This window comes from Kitasatospora sp. NPDC057904 (assembly GCF_042887925.1).
In the GTDB taxonomy this organism is placed as follows: domain Bacteria; phylum Actinomycetota; class Actinomycetes; order Streptomycetales; family Streptomycetaceae; genus Kitasatospora.
In genome coordinates this window covers 79,045-96,831 of the sequence record NZ_JBHVOL010000016.1, presented here as the reverse complement: position 1 = coordinate 96,831, position 17,787 = coordinate 79,045, and the positions used below count along the sequence as shown (strand labels likewise).

Here is a 17,787-nt window from a genome sequence, read left to right as displayed (position 1 = left end):
TTGCCCGTAGCGGTGCCCGTCGCTCCCTCGGCGGCGGACACGGCTACGGGCAACTGTGTTTCCCGGGGCCCGTCCACACCGGGACCGCTCAGCCCACCACCGGGTAGCGGGCCGTCCACGCGGCGCCCTCCGGGGTGTCCCGGCCGTGCAGCTCGGCGCCGTGCACGAGCTCCAGCACGAAGTCGTCGGCGAGTTCGAGGATCGCGCCGCGCCCCTCCAGCCCGGCCACCAGGCCCGGCGGCAGCGCGGTGTCGCCGTGCAGCACGCCGAGCAGGCTGCCGCAGATCGCGCCGGTGGAGTCGCTGTCCCCGGAGTGGTTGACGGCGAGCAGCACGCCCGACCGGACGTCGTGCGCGACCAGCGCGCAGTACACCCCGATCGCCAGCGCCTCCTCGGCGACCCAGCCCTCCCCCAGTGCCTCCACCCGGGCCGCGGACGGCTCGCCCGCCCGCACGGCGTCCAGCGCCGCCCGCAGCGCGGCCGTCGTCTCCTCGTGCCCCTGCCGCTCGGAGAGCAGCGCCAGGGCGAGGTGGACGCCCTCCTCCAGGGTGCCGCCGCGGGCGACGCTCTGGACGATCACCGCGAACGCGCCGGCCGCGAGGTAGCCCGTCGGGTGCCCGTGGGTGAGCACCGAGCACTCCACCGCGAGCTGGAACACCAGGCCCGGTTCCCAGGTCGTGAGCAGCCCGAACGGCGCCGCCCGCACGACCGTGCCGCAGGCCTTGGAGTGCGGGTTCTTCGGGTGCTCCAGGGTGCCCAGGCGCTCGCCGTCCGGCCCGCCGAGGGCGGTGAGGCTGCCCTGGCCGGGGGCGCGCTGGGCGTACAGCCACTCCTCGCGGCCGAGCCAGCCGAGGTCGGGGCGGCGCTCGTCCGGGCCCCAGTCGCGCTGCGTCGCGGCCCAGCGCAGGTAGGCGAGGTGGAGGTCGGTGGGCGGGTGCCAGCTGCCGGTGTCGCGACGGATGTGGGCGCGGATCAGGCCGTCGACGGTGAAGAGCGTCAGCTGGGTGTCGTCGGTGACCGCGCCGGTCCGCCCGTGGGCGGGGACGTAGCCGGTGACGCCGTGCGGGCCGTGCTGGGCGAGGATCTTGTCCAGCGCCTCGAACTCGACGGCGGCGCCCAGCGCGTCCCCGATCGCGCCGCCGAGCAGACAGCCCCGCACCCGGCTGCGGAAGTCCTGCTGCTGTGCGCGTGACCACAGTGGCATCACGACGGGTGCGCCTTTCGTCCGGAATCGGCGGGGGTACGGGGCGGCGCGACGCTCGGGCCGGTCGCGCGCCCTGGCACCTTATGCGAAGACCCGTGCGGCTCGACGGGTTCCGTCGCACACCAGTCTTTCAACAAATTGTTGCTACGTATCCATCCCGGGGCCACGGACGACCACCCCGCGCTGCCTACCGTGCCGGGCCATGACCACCTCCCGCACCCGCGCCGCCGCCGTGGCGACCCTCACCGGCGCGCTCCTCCTCGGCACCCCGGCGCTGGCCTCCGCCGCCCCCGCCGCGGACGCGCCGGCCGCCGCCCGCCGGGCCGCGCACGCGATCCCGTTCACCGCCGCCACCGTGACCCAGCAGGCCGACGGCGGCTTCACGATCGCCTGGACCGCCCCCGGCGTCCGGCACGTCACCGTCTACACGGGCACCGACCCGGACGCCGTCGAGCGCGACCACGCCGTCGCCCGGGGCGCCGGCGGCGCCACCGTGACGGTCTCCGGCCTCGCCGCCGCCGACCGTCGCTACTTCGAGCTCGTGCCCGACCGCGGCGCCCCGCTGGTCATCGCCGACCGCTCGCTGCACCTCGCCTCGGCCCCCAACTTCCGCGACGCGGGCGGCTACCGCACCGCCGACGGCCACTGGGTCCGGATGGGCGTCGTCTACCGCTCCGGCGACCTCTCCCGGCTCACCGACGAGGACCTCGCCGAGCTGCGCCGTCTCGGCATCCGGACGGTCTTCGACCTGCGCACCCCGGCCGAGCGGAAGGCCGCTCCGGACCGCGTCCCGGCCGGCGCCACCGCCGTCGACGCCAACGTGCTCGGCGCCGCCGACACCGGCGCGTTCAACGTCACCACCCCGCAGGCCGCCGTGCAGGCGATGGTGGACGCCGAGCGCACGATGGTCGCCGCGGACAGCGCCAGGGCGGCGTACCGCTCGGTGTTCACCGGCCTCGTGGAGCGCGACGACGAGAACGTCGTCTACCACTGCACGGCCGGCAAGGACCGCACCGGCTGGGCCTCGGCCGCGCTGCTGACCGCGCTCGGCGTGCCGCGCGAGACGGTCGAGGCGGACTACCTGGCCAGCAACGCCTACCGCGCCGCCGAGAACGCCGCGACCCTGGCCAAGCTGCCGCCCGCCTACCAGGCCGTCTACAAGCCCCTGTTGGACGTGCGGCCGGAGTACCTCGACGCCGGCTTCGACGAGGTGCGCAAGCGCTTCGGCTCGTTCGACGGCTATCTGAAGGACGGCCTCGGCCTGGACCAGCGGGACCTGCGCGACCTGCGCAGCCAGCTGCTGGCCGGCTGACGCCGCGAGGGGTCCGGCACACCGTGCGGGCGGTGTGCCGGACCCCTCGTCGCCGTGCGGAGAGCGTCAGTCCAGGACGGGCAGCAGCTCCGGCAGGTGGCCGTCCGAGGCGAGCGCGGCGGCCCGGCGCTCGGCGGGCACCTCGCCGTAGGTGGTGGTGCGCTGGCGGTGCGGACGGCCCGCGGCCTCGGCGATCGCCTGGAGGTCGCGCACCGACTTGTAACTCCCGTACGCCGAACCGGCCATGCGCGAGATGGTCTCCTCCATCAGCGTGCCGCCGAGGTCGTTGGCGCCCGAGCGCAGCATCTCGGCCGCGCCCTCGGCGCCCAGCTTGACCCAGCTGGTCTGGATGTTGGGGATGTGCGGGTGCAGCAGCAGCCGGGCCATCGCGACCACGGCGCGGTTGTCGCGGGCGGTGGGGCCGGGCCGGGCGATGCCGGCGAGGTAGACCGGCGCGTTGGTGTGGACGAACGGCAGGGTGACGAACTCCGTGAAGCCGCCACTGCTGTTGGATTCAAGCGAGCGTTGCTGGATCTCCGCGAGCAGCCGCAGGTGCCCGAGCCAGTGCGCCGGGGTGTCCACGTGCCCGTACATCATGGTGGACGAGGAGCGGATGCCCAGGTCGTGCGCGGTGGTGACGACCTCGACCCAGGTGGCGGCGGGCAGCTTGCCCTTGGTGAGCACCCAGCGGACCTCGTCGTCGAGGATCTCGGCGGCCGTGCCGGGGATGGTGTCGAGGCCGGCCTCCTTCGCCCGCTGGAGCCAGTCGCGGATCGAGAGGCCCGTCCTGGTGGCGCCGTTGACGACCTCCATCGGCGAGAAGGCGTGCACGTGGATGCCCGGCACGCGCTCCTTCACCGCGCGGGCGATGTCGAAGTAGGCGGTGCCGGGGAGGTCCGGGTGGATGCCGCCCTGCATGCAGACCTCGGTGGCGCCGACGTCCCAGGCCTGCGCGGCCCGGTCGGCGACCTGCTGGAGCGAGAGGGTGAAGGCGTCTGCGTCGGTGCGGCGCTGGGCGAAGGCGCAGAACCGGCAGCCGGTGTAGCAGACGTTGGTGAAGTTGATGTTCCGGGTGACGCAGTAGGTGACGTCGTCGCCGACGGCGTCGCGGCGCACGTCGTCGGCGATCCGGCAGAGCGCGTCCAGGGCGGGGCCGTCGGCGTGGAACAGGGCGAGGGCCTGGTCGTCGGTGAGCCTCGCCGGGTCGTCGGCGGCGACCGCGAGCGCCTCGCGGAGGTCCCCGGCGAGCCGCTGCGGCGCGCCCTCGGCGAGCACCTGCTCGCGCAGGACCTCCCAGTCGCCGTAGACGTCCTCGAAGTCGGCCCGGCGGTCGCCGGTGCGGCCCTCGGTGTCGATGGTGGCGTGCAGGTCGGTCCGCCCGTACGACTCCGGGAGGTCCTCGGGCTCCTGCCAGGGCAGGCCGACGACCGGCGCGTGCGGGTTCGCGAGGCCGGTTGCCGGGTCGGCCAGGGCGCGCACGTGCGGCAGGACGCGCGGGTCCAGCCAGGGCTCGCCCCGCTGCACGTACTCGGGGTAGACGGCCAGGCGCTCGCGCAGTTCGAAGCCGGCCGCCGCGGAGCGCTCGGCGAGGCGCTCGATCTGCGGCCACGGGCGCTCGGGGTTGACGTGGTCGGGGGTGAGCGGGGAGACGCCGCCCCAGTCGTCGATGCCGGCCCCGATCAGCCGCTCGAACTCGCCGTCCACCAGGTTCGGCGGCGCCTGGAGGCACGCGGCCGGGCCCAGGACGTGCCGGGCGACGGCCACCGTGGCGACCAGCTCGTCGAGTTCGGCGTCGGGCATGCCGCGCATCGCGGTGTCCGGCTTGGCGCGGAAGTTCTGCAGGATCAGCTCCTGGATCCCGTGGTAGGCCCGGGAGACCTTGCGCAGCGCGAACAGCGACTCGGCGCGCTCCTCGTACGTCTCGCCGATGCCGATCAGCAGGCCGCTGGTGAAGGGGACGGAGCTGCGGCCCGCGTCCTCCAGGACCCGCAGCCGGACGGCGGGTTCCTTGTCCGGGGAGCCGTGGTGCGGGCCACCGGGCTCGCTCCACAGGCGGGTGGCGGTGGTCTCCAGCATCATGCCCATGGAGGCGGAGACGGGCTTGAGGCGCTGGAAGTCCGTCCAGCTCAGCACACCGGGGTTGAGGTGCGGGAGGAGGCCGGTCTCCTCCAGGATGCGGATGGACATCGCGCGGACGTAGGCGACGGTGTCGTCGTAGCCGTGCGCGTCGAGCCACTCGCGGGCCTCGGGCCAGCGGTCCTCGGGCTTGTCGCCGAGCGTGATCAGGGCTTCCTTGCAGCCGAGTTCGGCGCCGCGGCGGGCCACCGCGAGGACCTCGTCGGGGGACATGTACATCCCGTGCCCGGCCCGGCGCAGCTTGCCGGGGACGGTCACGAAGGTGCAGTAGTGGCACTTGTCGCGGCACAGCCGGGTGAGGGGGATGAAGACGCTCTTGGAGTAGGTGATGACGCCGGGGCGGCCGGCGGCCTCCAGGCCGGCGTCCCGCACCCGGGCGGCGCTCGCGCAGAGGTCCCGCAGGTCCTCGCCTCTGGCCTGGAGCAGCACGGCCGCCTCGGCGGCGTCGAGCGCGACGCCGTCCCGGGCGCGGCGCAGGGCGCGGCGCATGGCGTTGGCGGTGGGGGGCGGCGAGGTCGGGGAGTCGGTGCGGTCGGCGGCGGTTGCGTCCATGCGGCGACACTACGCCAGGAGTCGTACACCGGGAGGAGCCAACCCTGAGGACGTCTCAGGGTTGACGTACCCCGGCGGTTTACCCCGAAGTGGCCCCACAGGGCGATGACGCGCGCGCGGGCCGGGCCTCTAATGGAAGGGCAAGGCAATCGGGCGGGTTCGCAGAGGAGTTGATGACGCCATGACGAATGAGACGGCGGCGGGGGAGAACGTGGACGGCGGCGCGCCGTACCGCTCACGGCGGCGCACCCTGATGCGCGCGGGCGTGCCGGTGGCGGTGGCCGCGGCGGTCGCCACGGGTATCGGGCTGGTGCCCGCACTGGCCGCCGACTCCCCGCCGGACCTCCCCTCGCTGACGGCGGAGCAGGTGGTGGCCAAGGCGCTCGCCTCGGACACCCAGGCACTCTCCGGCACGGTCTCGCTCTCGACCGACCTCGGGGTGCCCAGCCAGCTGCTCGGGGCGGCGGCCGGCGGCCTCGGTGCCGCGGCCGGGCGCGGCGGCGGGCAGGGCGGCTCGTCGGCCGATCCGCAGGCCAAGCTGCTCGGTCTGCTGGGCGGCGACCAGACGCTGCGGATCGCGGTGGACGGGCCGGACCACCAGCGGCTCGACCTGCTGGAGAACATGGCCGGCTACACCCTGGTCCACAACGGCGACCAGGGCTGGGCCTGGGACAGCTCGACCAACCAGGCCGTGCACCTGACCGGTCAGGCCGCCAAGCACCAGGGCGCCGAGCACCCGAAGGCCCCGCTGGCCGGTGTGCCGACGACGCCGCAGGAGGCCGCCAGGCAGTTCCTGACGGAGAGCGCGAGCACCACCTCCGTCACCGTGGCCGGCACCGCCAAGGTGGCCGGGCAGAACGCCTACCAGCTGAGCGTCAAGCCGAAGCAGTCCGGCTCGACGATCTCCGAGGTCCGCATCGCGGTGGCCGCCGACAACGGCGTGCCGCTCGCGGTCAAGGTGCTGGGCACCGACGGCGGCGCCGTACTGGACGTGCGCTTCACCGACGTCTCCTTCGCGAAGCCGGCCGCCAAGACCTTCGACTTCACCGTGCCCAAGGGCGCCAAGGTGACGGAGCACAAGGCGGACGACAAGCAGGCGGGCGAGCAGGCGGGCGGGAAGGCGGACGCCGAGCGCGGCCCGGACGGCAAGAAGGAGGCCGGCGAGCAGGGCGGGACGAACGTGATCGGCGAGGGCTGGACCTCGGTGATCGCCGCGCACCTGCCGAGCGGTCCGGAGGGCACGCCGGCGAGCGGCGCGGGCGGCGCGAACGGCGCCAAGGACGGCAAGCACGGCGGCCACGCTTCGTTCCAGAACCCGGCGGCCCTGGCCAAGGCGCTCGGCAAGCCGGTCGCCGGCGGCACGCTGATCAGCACCAAGGTGCTCAACGTCCTGATCACCGACGACGGCCGGATGTTCGCCGGCGCCGTCACGCAGTCCGTCCTGCAGAACGCGGCCGGGGTGAAGTAGGGGTGACGAAGACTCCCGTAACGGGGGACGTTACGGAGTCGGCCGGGGGCCGGGGCGCCGAGGCGCGCCCGGCCCCCGTTCCCGCTGCCGCCCCCGCCCCCACCCACTCCGACGACGTGATCCGCACGCGCGGGCTCACCAAGCGCTTCCGGGGCGGCCAGCTCGCCGTCGACGGCCTGGACCTGGCCGTCCCGCGCGGCTCGGTCTTCGGCTTCCTCGGCCCCAACGGCTCCGGCAAGACCACGACCATCCGCATGCTGATGGGCCTGATCGTCCCCACCTCCGGCGCGGCCACCGTGCTCGGCGAGCCGATGCCGCAGTCCGTCGCGACCGTGCTGCCCCGGGTGGGCGCGCTGATCGAGGGCCCCGCGCTGTACGGCTTCCTGTCCGGCCGCGACAACCTCGCCCGGTTCGACGCCGCCGACCCGACGGCCGACCCGCGCACCCGCGCCCGCCGCGTCGACGAGGCGCTGGAGCGGGTCGGGCTCACCGCGGCGGCGGGCAAGAAGGCCCGCGCGTACTCGCTCGGCATGAAGCAGCGGCTCGGCCTGGCCTCGGCGCTGCTCCAGCCGCGCGAATTGCTGGTGCTGGACGAGCCGACCAACGGCCTGGACCCGCAGGGCATGCGGGAGATCCGGACGCTGGTGCGGGAGGTCGCGGCGGAGGGCACCACGGTGTTCCTCTCCTCGCACCTGCTGGACGAGATCGAGCAGGTCTGCACGCACGCCGCGGTGATGTCCCGCGGCCGGCTGGTGGTGCAGGGCACCGTCGCCGAGCTGGCCGCCCGGGCCCAGGGCCGGCTGGTGGTGCGCACGCCGGACGCCGACCGGGCCGCCGAGGTGCTCGCGGCCCACCAGGTCGCCGACGTCGTGCGCGGCGAGGACCGGGTGGACGCCGAGCTCGCGGCCGTCGACGACTCGACGCTGCCGAAGCTGTGCGCGGCGCTGGTGGAGGCCGGCGTGCGGGTGCACGGGTTCGGCCTGGAACGGGGCACGTTGGAGGACGCCTTCGTGGCGCTGACCGGGGAGGGCTTCGATGTCGCGGGCTGAGGCGGTGGCGGTCGCGCCCGGAGGCGGGTCACGGGCCGCCGGGCGGCGGCCGCAGACGGCGTCCGGGTTCCTGGCGCTGTTCCGCAACGAGCTGCACCTGACCTTCCGCCGGATGCGGACCCTGGTGCTGCTGGCGATCCTGGCGGCGCTGCCGGTCCTGATCGGCGTGGTCATCAAGGTCAACACGGACGGCCCGCACGGGGACGGCGGTCCGAGCTTCATCGCGCAGACCACCCAGAACGGCCTGTTCCTGGTGTTCACCGCGCTCGCCGTGGCGCTGCCGGTCTTCCTGCCGATGACGGTCGGCGTCGTCGCCGGGGACTCGGTGGCCGGCGAGGCCGCCACCGGGACGCTGCGCTACCTGCTGGTCGCCCCGGCCGGGCGGACGCGGCTGCTGGCCGCCAAGTTCACCGCCGGGCTCGCCTTCTGCCTGGCGGCCACCGCGGCCGTCGCGCTGACGGCCCTGGCCACCGGCGCCGCGCTGTTCCCGCTCGGCAAGGTGACGCTGCTGTCCGGCGACACCATCGGCCTCGGCGAGGCGTTGCCGCGGGCGCTGCTGGTGGCCGCGGTGGTGGCGCTCTCGCTGGCCGGGCTGGTGGCGATCGGGCTGTTCGTCTCGACGCTCACCGGCAGCGGCATCGCGGCGATGGCCGCCACCGTGGTGCTGGTGATCACCGTCCAGATCCTGGACAACTTCCCGCAGCTGGACGCGATCCGGCCGTTCCTGTTCACCCACTACTGGCTGAGCTTCGCGGACCTGCTGCGCCAGCCGATGTACTGGGACAGCGTGCTGAAGAACCTCGCCCTGCAGGCCGGCTACGTCGCCGTGTTCGGCTCGGCGGCCTGGGCGCGGTTCTCCAGCCGGGACATCAGCGCCTGACCGCGTCTCCCTGGTGCCGTGGCACCAGGGATGTCCTACCGGGTGGCCGCCGGGGTGGGGGCCGGTCGCGGCGTGCGTGCCGCGGCCGCCCGCTCCGCGCGGTCGGCCCGCACCCGGCGCAGCGCGTCCCAGGTGAGGACGGCCAGCGCCACCCAGACCAGGCCGAAGCCGGCCCAGCGCGCGGGCGGCATCGACTCGTGGAACACCGCGACGCCGATCAGGAACTGGAACACCGGCGCCAGGTACTGCAGCAGCCCGAGCATCGTCAGCGGCACCCGCACGGCCGCCGCGCCGAAGCACAGCAGCGGGATCGCGGTGATGACGCCGCTGAGCGCCAGCAGGCCGGAGTGGCCCCAGCCGTACGAGCCGGCCACCGCGTGGCCGAAGGTGCCGCGCCCGCTGACCTCCAGGTAGACCAGGTAGGCCAGGGCGAACGGGAACATGAAGGCGCTCTCCGCCGCCAGGCTCTCCACGCCGCTCAGCCCGACCGTCTTCTTCAGCAGGCCGTAGGTGGCGAAGGACAGCGCCAGGGTGAGCGCGATCCAGGGCAGCTGCCCGTACGCGACGGTGAGCACCGCGACCGCCGCCGCGCCGACGCCGACCGCCGTCCACTGGGCGACGCGCAGCCGCTCCTTGAGGACCAGGACGCCGAAGCCGATCGTCACGAGCGGGTTGATGAAGTAGCCGAGGCTGGTCTCGACGACGTGGCCGCTGTTGACCGCCCAGATGTAGACGCCCCAGTTGACCGTGATCACGGTGGCCGCGCCGGCCAGCATCGCGACCCGGCGGGGCTGGCGCAGCAGCGGGCGTATCCAGCCCCAGTGCCGCTGGAAGGCCAGCAGCCCCACGACCGCGACGAGGGACCAGACCATCCGGTTGGCCACGATCTCGTCGGCGGCGGCGGGCTCCAGCAGCGGCCAGAACAGCGGGAAGAGCCCCCAGATGCCGTAGGCCGCGGCTCCGTACCAGATGCCGTTGCCGCTCTCCTGCTTCGTTGTGTCCGGCATCTGCCGCCTGCCCTCCGCGCGCGCGTATGTCGAGGTGACGGTAGCGGGCGGGAGGGCGGGCTGTCATCTCCGTTTCCGGATTTTGGTCATGACAGCGCCCAAGGGGCGAGAACGCCCAGGTCAGGGCGGGTGCGGGTCACGCCTTGAGCGCCGCGCGGACGGACTCGTCAAGCGGAACGGTCGGGCGGCCGATCAGGCGGGCGAGGTCGCCCGGGGTGCCGGCCAGCTCGCCGCGCGCGATGCCGGCGTCGACGTCCACCAGCACCTCGGCGAAGCCCTCCGGCAGGCCCGCGCCGACCAGCACCCCGCGGTGCTCGGCCGGGGTCACGTCGCGGTGCGCGACCGGCTCGCCCGATGCCGCGGCCAGCTCGGCGGCGAGCTCGGGCAGGCTCCACGCGGTGTCGCCGCTCAGCTCGTAGACCCGGCCCTCGTGGCCCTCGCCGAGCAGGACGGCGACGGCCGCGTCCGCGTAGTCCTTGCGCGGGGCGGTGGCCACCCGGCCCTCGCCCGCGCTGCCGAGCACCACGCCGCGGGCGACCGTACCGGCCGCGTCGCCCAGGTAGTTCTCGGTGTACCAGCCGTTGCGCAGCAGGACGGACGGCAGGCCGGACTCCGCAATCAGCTCCTCCGTCGCCCGGTGCTCGTCGGCCAGCCGGAAGGTGGCCGCGCCCGGCGCGCTCGTGTAGGCGAGCAGCGCGACCCCGGCTGCCTTCGCGGCGTCGATCACGGCACGGTGCTGCGGGATGCGGCGGCCGACCTCGCTGCCCGAGATCAGCAGCACCCGGTCGCCGGCCGCGAAGGCGCCGGCCAGGGTCCCGGGCTCGTCGTAGTCGACCACGCGGACGGCGACACCGCGCGCGGCCAGGTCGGCCGCCTTCTCGGCGGACCGGACGGCGACCGCGACCTCGCCCGCGGGGACGGCGGCCAGCAGGCCCTCGACGACGAGGCGGCCGAGCTGGCCGGTGGCACCGGTGACGACGTACATGGGAGTGCTCCTCAGGGATGCGGTGGTGTTGCCCTCGGAACTCACCCTAGGGACTGCACTAACCTTTCGAAAGTACGCACTTCAAAGTAGGGTACTGACGTGAAGGTAATCGAGAAGCTCCCCCCGGCCGACGTCTTCGACCGCATGTGCCCGTCCCGGGGCGTGCTGGAGCACGTCACCAGCCGCTGGGGCGTGCTCGTCCTGTGGGCGCTGCGCGAGCGCGGCTACCGCTTCAGCGAGCTGCGCCGCCGGGTCACCGGAGTCAGCGAGAAGATGCTCGCCCAGACCCTCCAGACGCTGGAGCGCGACGGCTTCGTGCTCCGCGAGGCCCACCCGGTGATCCCGCCCCGGGTCGACTACAGCCTCACGCCGCTCGGGCACGAGGCCGCCGAGCTGGTCGCGGGGCTCGCACTGTGGTCGGAGCGGCGGGTGCCCGAGGTGCTGGCCGCCCGCGAGGAGTACGACGGGCGGCCTACCGCTTCGTGACCAACGCGGCCAGGCCGTCCAGCACGCGCGCGAGGCCGAACGCGTAGGCGTGGTCCGGGTCGTAGGCGCCGCCGTGCGCCGCGCCCGCGGCGGCGCCGACGCGGGCCGCCACCGGGTAGCGCTCGGCGTCGAAGACCCGGGCCAGCAGATCGGCGTTGGCGGCCCACCACTGCTCGTCCGTCATCGCGCTGTCCTGCTGCGCGGCCCGCTCGTCGGAGGCCATCCGGGCGCAGGTCTGGACGAAGCCGAGCACGTGGGTGAGCGCCGCATCCAGGTCGACGTCCGGCAGGCCGGTGCCCTCGAAGGCGCGCAGCTCGTACTCGTACTTGGCCATCAGGCCCGGGCCCAGCGGCGGGCGGCTGGTGGAGACGGCCGCGATCCACGGGTGGGCCCGGTGCAGCGCCCGGTTGTCGTCGGCGACGGCCGTCACGCGGGCGCGCCAGCCGTCGCCGGCGGGGGCGGTGCGGGGCACCGTCGCGTAGACGGTGTCGAGCATCAGGTCGAGCAGTTCGGCCTTGCCGGGCACGTACGTGTAGAGCGCCATCGGGGACAGGCCGAGCTCCTGCGCCATGCGCCGCATGGTGACCGCGTCCACGCCCTCGGCGTCGGCGAGCGCGACGGCCGCCGCCGCGATCTCGCCGGTCGAGCGGGCCTGCCGGGGGCCGCGCCGGCCGGGCTTCTCCTCGGCGGTCAGGCCCCAGAGGAGGGCGAGGGTGCGCGCCGGGTCTCCTGCGCTGGTGCGGTCGGTGGCCATGGGGGGATCCTTTCACGGCGCCCGCTTCGTTACGGTCTCACCATGACCAGCTCCCCCGATCCGCTGCCCGGGACGGACACCCCGGAGGCCGTCCGCCACCGCGTCACCTGCCGCCGCTGCCACCGGCCGCTGCACGACCCGGAGTCCCGCATCCTGCGGCTCGGCCCCGAGTGCCGCGACCCCGCCGAGCGCGTCCCGCGGCACGACGTCGACCAGGATCCGCTGCCGGGCGTCTAGTCCGCGGTCCGGGAGCACGTGCGGGGGGCACGTTCGGGGGCACGTTCGGGGGCACCTGCGGGGTCGCCTGCGGGTCGGCGGGCTACTGGCGGTTCGACGCCGCCGACGCGCACGTGTGCCCGGAGCGGCCGAGCGCGCCTCAGCCGCGTCCGAAGAGCCGGCGCAGGAAGCCCGGTTTCGGCCGCGGTGCGGCCTCGGGCCTCGAAGGTCCCGGCTTCGCGGGCTCGGGCGTCCCGTCCGCCTCGCCGGCGACGAAGCGGCGCGCCCGGTCGAGCTCCTCCGCCGGCAACCACGGCGCCGCGAGCGCCAGTTGGCCCACGGACCGCAGGATCGTCACCACCCGGGTGCGGTCCGCCTCCGCGCAGTAGCGCAGCCGCCGCCCGAGCTGGGCGGCGATGTCGGCGCGCGTCCCGGGGTGCGTCCAGCCGATCGCGACGAGCGCGAAGCCGGCCGCCTCGACCACCCAGTCCTCGGGGCCGAGCAGCAGGTCGAGCAGGACGCGGCGGCGGTCGGACCCGGCCCACGGCTGGTCGGTGCGGTGGTGGGCGATGCCCAGGCACGCGAAGGTCTGGACGGCGCGCACCCACAGCTCGGGCTGGTGGGCGAGCAGCGCCCGCCCGAGCTCGTCCTCGCGCGGCGCGGGCGGGTGCGCGAGGACTCCGACGAGGTCGTCGAGCGGCAGCCCGGCGAGCCGGACGGCGTGGTCGTAGGCGGCGGGGACGGTCGGCCAGACGAGTTCGGCGGTGGCCCGGACGAGTTCGGCGCTCGCGGCGGCGGGCGGGGCGACGGCGGGGCGCGGGTCGGTGCCGTCCCAGGTCCAGAGCGTGGTGGTGGGCTCGGCCAGCGGCAGGCGCGGGTCGGGGGTGCCGACCGACTGGTATCCGACGGTGGTGCGCGGCAGCGCGAGGTGGACGGCCAGCAGCGAGCTGGGCGGCTCGACGGTGGAGGCCGTGCAGTCGATCTCGGTGTCGCGCGTGGTGCCGGGCGCCTCCAGCACCTGGTGGAGCACGTTGACGGTGGCCTCGGTGGCGCCGGGGACGAGGCCGAGCCAGGGTGCGCGGTGGCCGAGGCGTTCGAGGAGGTCCTGGGCGTAGTCGTGGTCGGGGTGGGCGCGGTGGTGGTCGGCGAGCGCGAGCAGGTGGGCGGCGTCCCCGTCGACGGCGTGGCGCAGCCCGTGGATCGCCGGTCCGGCCTTGGGGTGGGCGGGGTCGGCCGCGAGGACGCGCTCCAGCCAGGGCAGTCCCTCGGCGGGGCGGCCGAGCGTCCCGTAGAGCTCGGCGACGTCGACGGCGAGGTAGCTGCTGGAGTCGTCCTGGTCCGGCGCGACGCGGCGCAGTTCGGCCTCCCACACGGCGAGCGCCTGCTCCGGGCGGCCGTCGGCGCGCAGGGCGTTGCCGAGCATGACGGACGGCATGTAGCCGGGGGCCAGGCGGTGGGCGTGCTCGGCGAGTTCGACGGCGCGGGCGGTGGTGCCGAGGCGGCGGGTCAGGCCGGAGGCCATCGCGAGGAGCAGGGCGTGGTCGGGGTGGCGGTCCACGACGGCCCGCACGAAGGTGTCGAACGGGCGGACGGCGTCGGCGAGTTCGGCGGGCAGCGGGTCGGGCAGCCCGCCGGAGGCACGGGCGACGGCCTGGGCGACGGCGTCCGGGTCGACCAGGCCCGGCAGGTCCTCGCGGGCCAGCCAGGCGGGCGCCCAGGGTCTGCCGGGGTCGAACTGGACGGCGGAGGCGAGCATGCCGATCGCCGCGTCCCAGTCGCCGGCCGCCGCCTCGACGTGGGCCCGGCAGACGACGGTGCCGAGGAAGACCTGGCCGTCGAGCGGGAAGAGCTCGCGGGCGGCGGCCGGGCCTCCGGCGGCGGCGCACAGCTCGGCCAGGGCCTCGTGCAGCTCGGGCAGTTGGGGGTCGGTGATCATCGCGTCGGCGAGGTGGTCGGCGGCGTGCGGCAGGTCCCCGGAATCGATCGCCAGGCGGGCGACCGCCACTTCACCCTCGGCTGCCAGGCGTTCGTCGCCGCCGTCCTTGCGTTCCATGGTCCGATCCCCCGTCGTGCCCGGTATTCCGCTGTGCGCGGTACGCGCGAATATGCGCGAACGAGGTTATCCCGCTTGTCCGACGACATGACGATCACCCCGACGGGGCGTCGCGACGTACCCGGAGGGCCGACTTCCGGCGCCAGGCTCGTTCTAGAGTGGGACTCGTGAGCTCCCTGCCGCAGGAACCCTCGCCCCCGGCCCGCGAAAGCGACCGCGACACCGCCGTCCAGCGTCTCCAAGAGGCGTACGCCGAAGGCCACATCACGCACGAGGAGATGGACGAGCGCCTCGACCGGCTGCTCGTCGCCCGCACCCAGGGCGACCTCGTCCAGGCCCTGGGCCCGCTCCCGCCGGAGAAGCCCGGCACCACCGCCACGATCGGCGCCCTCGGCGGGCGGATCGTCCGGCGCGGCTCGTGGCGGGTGCCGCGCACCCTCAGGGTCGAATCGGCGTTCGCCCGGGTGCACCTGGACCTCTCCAAGGCGGTCATCGAGCATCCGGTGATCGACATCGTGCTGGGCCTCGGCACCGGCCGGGCGAAGATCACCGTGCCCAGGGACGCGGTCGTCGACCTGGACGGCCTGACGAGCGGCTGGAAGGACACCGTCTACCGGCCCCCGCGGAGCACCTCCGGCGGCGGGCCGACGATCCGGTTCTCCGGCGCCATGGGGTACGGGCGGCTGAGGATCCGGCACGCGCGACGCTGAGCGGCACTAGGGTCGTCGCCCGTGCCTGAACTCTCGTCACATCACCAGACCACCGCCGGCGCGTACGACGCCGTCGCCGTCCGCTACGCCGACCTCGTCCGCGACGGGCTCGCGCACCTCCCGCTGGACCGCTCGTTCGTCACCGCCTTCGCGGACGTCGTGCGGTCCGGCGGCGTTCCGGGCCCGGTCGCGGACCTCGGCTGCGGGCCGGGGTACGTGTCCGCGTTCCTGCGCGGGCTCGGCCTCGACGTCTTCGGCGTCGACCTATCCCCCGCGCTCGTCGGGATCGCCCGCGAGACGTACCCGGGCATCCGGTTCGACGTCGGGCCGATGGACGCGCTGGAGGCGGCGGACGGGTCGCTGGCCGGGGCCGTCTCCTGGTACTCGCTGATCCACACACCTCCGGCGGACGTCCCCTCGTACCTGGGCGAGTTCAGGCGGGTGGTGGCCGCCGGCGGGCACGTCCTGCTCGGCTTCTTCGAAGCCGAGGGGGACCCGGTGACGCCGTTCGACCACAAGGTGACGACGGCCTACCGGTGGCCGATCGACGAACTCGCGCGGCTCGCGGGCGAGGCGGGGTTCACGGAGGTCGGCCGGATGCTGCGGGAGCCCGGCGAGAACGAGCGCTTCCGGCGCGGGCACCTGCTGCTGCGGGCCGTGTAGCGACTCACCCCTGCGCGGCCTCGACCTCGACCTCGACCTGGATCGGCGGGAGGGGCTGCGCGGGGCGGGGCTTCGGCTCGGACAGGGCGCCGGCGAGCAGGAGTCCGAACCCGACCAGTTGGAAGGGCAGGGTGAACAGCGGGACCAGGTTGGCCCCCAGGACCGGATCGGTGGCGCGGATCAGCGGTTCCAACCAGAGCGTCAGGGCGATGGTGGAGACGACCGGCGCGAGTGCCATGACCAGGCAACCGGCCATGGCGAGGCGGGCGTTGCGGCCCCTCTTGCGGATGTGGTTCGCGGCGACGACGGCGCCCACGAGGGGCGTCAGGACGTCGACGGCGATGACGCCCAGGCCGATGAGGCCGGCGGTGAGTTGATCGCTCAAGGGGTTCCGATCCGGGTGCGGGACGGGGGCGGCGCGAAGATATCGGGCCTGGGGTGGGGAGTACAGCGGTTATCGGGCCGGAGGGCGGAGCGCCGCCCCGGCAAACCGGTCGCGTGCCCGGTGCGGAACTTCGTAGGATCGCGGACAGCGGGACCGCGCAATCCCGCAGGATGCGGCCCGTGGCAGAGCGGCCCATTGCAATCGATGCACCGGAGGCCCCCCGTGCATCGATCCGCGGAGGAGGAGCGGCCCTGCTCCGAGTCTGCCCGTGGGTTCGAATCCCACCGGTTCCCGCATCCGCCCCGATCTTTCGACGGCGCAGGAAGTCGGCTGGATCGACTTCCTGCGCTTTTCCGTCGGCCTGGCCGGGGCGGGGCCACCGCCAGGCTCCGGACCCTCGTCCTCGGGGCCGAGGCCGGGGAGTTCGACCACCTGACCTGAGGCCCGCCCCTCGGTCCGCACAGCCGGGGGGTATCTTCCCGATCATGAACAGAGTCCGAGCCACCAGGCTCATCGGGTCGAGCTTCGGGCTCGTCTTCGTCCAGGCCAACGCCGGCGCCCTCCCCGAACCCGTCTCCATCCCCCTCCGGGTCCTCGCGGTCGCGGCCTTCCTCTTCCTCGGTCTCTTCAACCGCCGGCCCGCTCCCGAGGCAGCCACCGCCCCCGCACCCCGGTTCGGTGGTCGCTACTGGCTCGTCGCCGCCGCCGAAGTGGTGGGCATAGCCGCCGGCCTCGCTGTCATCAACAAGGCCTTCCACACGCCCACCGCCACCGTCGGCTGGATCGCCTTCGTCGTCGGCGTCCACTTCTTCGGCCTCGCGACCGCCTGGAGCCGCCCCCAACTCCGCGTCCTCGGCGGCTCGATGGCAGCCTGCGGCGCCATCGGCATGACCCTGGCCTTCCTCGGCGCCCCCGCAGCCGCCGTCTCCACCGTCGCCGGCATCCTCCCCGGCGTGTTCCTCTTCGCCTCGGTCTGGTGGTCCAGCCGGCCTCAACCGAGCTAGGGACTCGCCCTCTTCTCCAAGAAGTGCTGAAGCCGAAGGCGCTGGGTGTGAACCGCTCGGTCGGGGCGCTGGAGTCCCGCCGTCCTGGATGGACGGCGGACCGCTCGCACCGCTCATGCAGCCTGGCGGTCGCGGGTGGTGGCGAGCTCGCGGGCCGCGGCGGCGACGGCACGGAAGTCCTTGCGGAGGATCTTGGAGTGGTTGCTCGGGACCTTGGCGCTGACCTCGATGTTCGGGTTGCGGGCGAGCACCGGTTCGAGGTTGGCGCGGAACTGCTCGATGTCCTTCTCCTTGGCACCGAGGTTGCCGCCGGTGGCGACCACGTAGCGGGTCGGTGCGGTCAGGCGGTCGAGGACCGGTTCGAGGGCGGTCGGCGCGCAGAGTTCGATGGCCTGGAAGTTGATGTCGGCGTGCTGGGCGGCGTTCATCCGGGCGGCCATGCCGAGCGGGCGGCAGATCGGGAAGAGCGGGCTCAGGCGGCGGAACAGCTTGCGGATCTTGGCCCGCGCCGCGTCGTCGAGCCAGCCGCTCGGGCTGGGCATGGCGCCATCGACAGAGACCACGCCCGCCACGCGCCCGGGGTTGCGGGCGGCCCAGTTCACCGCGACCAGTGCGCCGTACGACCAGCCCACCAGGATCGGCCGTTCCACGCCCCGCGCCGCCAGCACCGCGTCGACGTCGCGCAGGCACGCCTCGAACGAGTAGTCCGCCGACCGCGCCGACTTGCCGCGGGCCCGCTCGTCGAAGGTGATGTGCCGGTAGCCGGGGCCGAGTTCGGCGATCACCCGCCGCCAGTGCGACTGGTCCGCGTAGGACCCGTTCAGGTAGACCACCGGAGTGCCGGACCCGCCGGTGTCGGTGACGGCCAGGGCCGTGTCCTCGACCTGCACCATGCCGGTCCAAGCAGTGTGGTTGATGCTCAT

17 protein-coding genes are annotated in these 17,787 nt (G+C 74.4%); 9 read left to right on the top strand and 8 right to left on the bottom strand.

Features of this window, described 5'->3' with window-relative positions; translation table 11 throughout:
• Positions 1 to 88: 88 nt before the first annotated feature.
• Positions 89 to 1,204, bottom strand: a complete 1,116-nt coding sequence (locus ACFVSN_RS32310; protein WP_380501698.1) for an ADP-ribosylglycohydrolase family protein — start codon at positions 1,202 to 1,204, stop codon at positions 89 to 91.
• A 202-nt stretch (positions 1,205 to 1,406) separates the two neighbouring features.
• On the opposite strand from ACFVSN_RS32310, the gene ACFVSN_RS32305 reads away from it, so the two are divergent.
• A complete protein-coding gene (locus tag ACFVSN_RS32305) occupies positions 1,407 to 2,516 on the top strand; it encodes a tyrosine-protein phosphatase (RefSeq protein WP_387957146.1) in 1,110 nt (369 codons plus the stop codon).
• 66 nt (positions 2,517 to 2,582) lie between these two features.
• Here ACFVSN_RS32305 and ACFVSN_RS32300 read toward each other — a convergent pair whose 3' ends face one another.
• On the bottom strand, positions 2,583 to 5,204 hold the full coding sequence (locus ACFVSN_RS32300; RefSeq protein WP_387957143.1) for a bifunctional FO biosynthesis protein CofGH: 2,622 nt from the start codon (positions 5,202 to 5,204) through the stop codon (positions 2,583 to 2,585).
• A 181-nt stretch (positions 5,205 to 5,385) separates the two neighbouring features.
• Here ACFVSN_RS32300 and ACFVSN_RS32295 point away from each other — a divergent pair, with 181 nt between their 5' ends.
• From ACFVSN_RS32295 to ACFVSN_RS32285, 3 genes are read left to right on the top strand one after another with little or no spacing between them, the layout of a single operon-like run.
• Positions 5,386 to 6,672 (top strand): outer membrane lipoprotein carrier protein LolA, encoded by a 1,287-nt coding sequence (locus ACFVSN_RS32295; protein ID WP_387957141.1) that lies wholly within the window; start codon positions 5,386 to 5,388, stop codon positions 6,670 to 6,672.
• A gap of 2 nt (positions 6,673 to 6,674) precedes the next feature.
• On the top strand, positions 6,675 to 7,721 hold the full coding sequence (locus ACFVSN_RS32290) for an ATP-binding cassette domain-containing protein (protein WP_387957138.1): 1,047 nt from the start codon (positions 6,675 to 6,677) through the stop codon (positions 7,719 to 7,721).
• A complete protein-coding gene (locus ACFVSN_RS32285) occupies positions 7,708 to 8,601 on the top strand; it encodes an ABC transporter permease (RefSeq protein ID WP_380443785.1) in 894 nt (297 codons plus the stop codon). Before ACFVSN_RS32290 ends, ACFVSN_RS32285 begins: the two co-directional genes overlap by 14 nt.
• A 35-nt stretch (positions 8,602 to 8,636) precedes the next feature.
• Here the strand turns inward: ACFVSN_RS32285 and rarD are convergent, their stop codons facing one another.
• Positions 8,637 to 9,608 carry an EamA family transporter RarD gene (gene rarD / locus ACFVSN_RS32280; protein ID WP_387957135.1) on the bottom strand — a complete coding sequence of 324 codons (972 nt, stop codon included), beginning with the start codon at positions 9,606 to 9,608 and terminating at the stop codon, positions 8,637 to 8,639.
• A gap of 136 nt (positions 9,609 to 9,744) precedes the next feature.
• Entirely contained in the window at positions 9,745 to 10,593 is an 849-nt protein-coding gene (locus ACFVSN_RS32275) for an SDR family oxidoreductase (RefSeq protein ID WP_380443781.1), read from the bottom strand.
• A gap of 144 nt (positions 10,594 to 10,737) precedes the next feature.
• Between ACFVSN_RS32275 and ACFVSN_RS32270 the strand changes: the two genes are divergently transcribed.
• On the top strand, positions 10,738 to 11,079 hold the full coding sequence (locus tag ACFVSN_RS32270) for a winged helix-turn-helix transcriptional regulator (RefSeq protein WP_380443842.1): 342 nt from the start codon (positions 10,738 to 10,740) through the stop codon (positions 11,077 to 11,079).
• Here ACFVSN_RS32270 and ACFVSN_RS32265 read toward each other — a convergent pair.
• Positions 11,066 to 11,833, bottom strand: coding sequence for a TetR/AcrR family transcriptional regulator C-terminal domain-containing protein (locus tag ACFVSN_RS32265; RefSeq protein WP_387602741.1), 768 nt, complete (start codon positions 11,831 to 11,833; stop codon positions 11,066 to 11,068). The genes ACFVSN_RS32270 and ACFVSN_RS32265 overlap by 14 nt on opposite strands.
• A gap of 42 nt (positions 11,834 to 11,875) precedes the next feature.
• Here ACFVSN_RS32265 and ACFVSN_RS32260 point away from each other — a divergent pair, with 42 nt between their 5' ends.
• Positions 11,876 to 12,070, top strand: a complete 195-nt coding sequence (locus tag ACFVSN_RS32260) for a DUF6011 domain-containing protein (RefSeq protein ID WP_329932154.1) — start codon at positions 11,876 to 11,878, stop codon at positions 12,068 to 12,070.
• A 139-nt stretch (positions 12,071 to 12,209) separates the two neighbouring features.
• Here ACFVSN_RS32260 and ACFVSN_RS32255 read toward each other — a convergent pair whose 3' ends face one another.
• Positions 12,210 to 14,102 carry a hypothetical protein gene (locus ACFVSN_RS32255; protein WP_380443777.1) on the bottom strand — a complete coding sequence of 631 codons (1,893 nt, stop codon included), beginning with the start codon at positions 14,100 to 14,102 and terminating at the stop codon, positions 12,210 to 12,212.
• 167 nt (positions 14,103 to 14,269) lie between these two features.
• Here ACFVSN_RS32255 and ACFVSN_RS32250 point away from each other — a divergent pair, with 167 nt between their 5' ends.
• Both ACFVSN_RS32250 and ACFVSN_RS32245 read left to right on the top strand, forming a co-directional pair.
• Positions 14,270 to 14,812: a DUF1707 domain-containing protein gene (locus ACFVSN_RS32250; protein ID WP_380443775.1), complete on the top strand. Its 543-nt coding sequence runs from the start codon at positions 14,270 to 14,272 to the stop codon at positions 14,810 to 14,812.
• A 21-nt stretch (positions 14,813 to 14,833) separates the two neighbouring features.
• Positions 14,834 to 15,475, top strand: coding sequence for a class I SAM-dependent methyltransferase (locus ACFVSN_RS32245; protein WP_387598607.1), 642 nt, complete (start codon positions 14,834 to 14,836; stop codon positions 15,473 to 15,475).
• A 4-nt stretch (positions 15,476 to 15,479) separates the two neighbouring features.
• On the opposite strand, the gene ACFVSN_RS32240 is transcribed toward ACFVSN_RS32245, so the two are convergent.
• Complete coding sequence (locus ACFVSN_RS32240; RefSeq protein ID WP_387957133.1) at positions 15,480 to 15,860, bottom strand: hypothetical protein; 381 nt, start codon at positions 15,858 to 15,860, stop codon at positions 15,480 to 15,482.
• Positions 15,861 to 16,345: 485 nt separating this feature from the next.
• Here ACFVSN_RS32240 and ACFVSN_RS32235 point away from each other — a divergent pair, with 485 nt between their 5' ends.
• A complete protein-coding gene (locus ACFVSN_RS32235) occupies positions 16,346 to 16,864 on the top strand; it encodes a hypothetical protein (RefSeq protein ID WP_387957131.1) in 519 nt (172 codons plus the stop codon).
• A 113-nt stretch (positions 16,865 to 16,977) separates the two neighbouring features.
• Here ACFVSN_RS32235 and ACFVSN_RS32230 read toward each other — a convergent pair whose 3' ends face one another.
• Complete coding sequence (locus ACFVSN_RS32230) at positions 16,978 to 17,787, bottom strand: alpha/beta fold hydrolase (RefSeq protein WP_387957129.1); 810 nt, start codon at positions 17,785 to 17,787, stop codon at positions 16,978 to 16,980.

Bases quoted from the DNA above. Each gene is read 5' to 3' on its own strand.
- rarD (WP_387957135.1), bottom strand. From the start codon at position 9,608: ATGCCGGACACAACGAAGCAGGAGAGCGGCAACGGCATCTGGTACGGA.
- ACFVSN_RS32260 (WP_329932154.1), top strand. From the start codon at position 11,876: ATGACCAGCTCCCCCGATCCGCTGCCCGGGACGGACACCCCGGAGGCC.
- ACFVSN_RS32310 (WP_380501698.1), bottom strand. From the start codon at position 1,204: ATGCCACTGTGGTCACGCGCACAGCAGCAGGACTTCCGCAGCCGGGTG.
- ACFVSN_RS32305 (WP_387957146.1), top strand. From the start codon at position 1,407: ATGACCACCTCCCGCACCCGCGCCGCCGCCGTGGCGACCCTCACCGGC.
- ACFVSN_RS32230 (WP_387957129.1), bottom strand. From the start codon at position 17,787: ATGAGCATCAACCACACTGCTTGGACCGGCATGGTGCAGGTCGAGGAC.
- ACFVSN_RS32300 (WP_387957143.1), bottom strand. From the start codon at position 5,204: ATGGACGCAACCGCCGCCGACCGCACCGACTCCCCGACCTCGCCGCCC.
- ACFVSN_RS32270 (WP_380443842.1), top strand. From the start codon at position 10,738: ATGTGCCCGTCCCGGGGCGTGCTGGAGCACGTCACCAGCCGCTGGGGC.
- ACFVSN_RS32265 (WP_387602741.1), bottom strand. From the start codon at position 11,833: ATGGCCACCGACCGCACCAGCGCAGGAGACCCGGCGCGCACCCTCGCC.
- ACFVSN_RS32255 (WP_380443777.1), bottom strand. From the start codon at position 14,102: ATGGAACGCAAGGACGGCGGCGACGAACGCCTGGCAGCCGAGGGTGAA.
- ACFVSN_RS32275 (WP_380443781.1), bottom strand. From the start codon at position 10,593: ATGTACGTCGTCACCGGTGCCACCGGCCAGCTCGGCCGCCTCGTCGTC.
- ACFVSN_RS32235 (WP_387957131.1), top strand. From the start codon at position 16,346: ATGAACAGAGTCCGAGCCACCAGGCTCATCGGGTCGAGCTTCGGGCTC.
- ACFVSN_RS32285 (WP_380443785.1), top strand. From the start codon at position 7,708: ATGTCGCGGGCTGAGGCGGTGGCGGTCGCGCCCGGAGGCGGGTCACGG.
- ACFVSN_RS32295 (WP_387957141.1), top strand. From the start codon at position 5,386: ATGACGAATGAGACGGCGGCGGGGGAGAACGTGGACGGCGGCGCGCCG.